Origin of the sequence: Pantoea sp. 1.19 (assembly GCF_001922585.1) — a bacterium.
Lineage (GTDB): Bacteria > Pseudomonadota > Gammaproteobacteria > Enterobacterales > Enterobacteriaceae > 1-19.
Genome location: NZ_MRBS01000032.1, coordinates 1 through 1,054 on the forward strand (window position 1 = coordinate 1; position 1,054 = coordinate 1,054).

General features: G+C 62.7%; 1 protein-coding gene. It reads left to right on the forward strand.

Annotation, left to right across the window (positions count from 1 at the left end; genetic code table 11):
- Positions 1–45: 45 nt before the first annotated feature.
- Positions 46–1,054: autotransporter-associated beta strand repeat-containing protein (locus BS626_RS17970; RefSeq protein WP_371328518.1), on the forward strand; the 1,009-nt coding region annotated here is incomplete at its 3' end.

Genomic DNA, 1,054 nt, shown 5'->3' on the forward strand with positions numbered 1-1,054 from the left:
TGACTGACGCTGAGCGGCACGGAGGGGCTGGGGTCGGAGGTTGGGGTGAATGTAGGCGCGGACAGCGCGCTGACGCTGGCGGGGCTGAGCGGCTTTAACCAGGCGCTGACCGGCGGCGGGGCGCTGAACATCAGCAACGCGAACCGCGACTTCCGCTTTGGCGCCAACGCCGGCAACCAGTTCGCCGGCCGGGTGAACCTGAGCAACGTGCTTTTTAACCTGTCGGGCGACAACGGCGCGGCGCTGGGCAAAGCGACCCTGCTGATCGGCAGGGAAGCGACGGTCAGCGTGGGCGCGGGCGCACAGGCGATTGGCGGCCTGACGCTCGACGGGGGTACCACGCAGTTCACTGGCGCTGGGGTCATTACATCGGACTCACTAAACGTCAGTAATAACAGCATTATTCAGGTACAGAATAATTTATCACTGAGCGACAACTTACTGGAACAGGGGTACGGCGAAGCTCGGGTACTGGTGCAGAGTAATGCCCTAAGCGCTGAGACGCTGGCAAAACTCTCGCTGCAGGATCTGGACGGAAATGTCCTGACTGATAATACGACTCTGGACATTATTCAGACCGGTGAAGCGGTGGCACAGGGCTCCTATAATTTTGCCCTGAGCGGCGATAAGGGATTAAGTGCCGTTGCCAGATTAGTGAAGTTGGCACTGTTCGCTAATAAGACGCTGGAACTTGATACGGCCAACGTCACTGAGGCGGCGAAGACGTTTACCACCCAGATCACTGGTACTGGTAACCTGACGCTGAACGCCGCCGGCGGGACGCTGACGCTGAGCAATGCGGAAAATAACTACACCGGCGCGACGTCAATTGACGCCGGCACGGTGGTGGCGGGCAGCGACAGCGCGCTGGGGAACACCGCGCAGCTGACCACGGCGGCGGGCGCGGCGTTTAACCTCAGCGGCCGGGCCCAGACGCTGGGGGCGCTGACCAACAACGGCGCGGTGACCCTCGGCGAGAACGGCGCGCTGACCAGCGGCGCGCTGGCCAATGGCGGCACGGTGGACATCGGCGGCGGCGCGCTGACGCTGACGG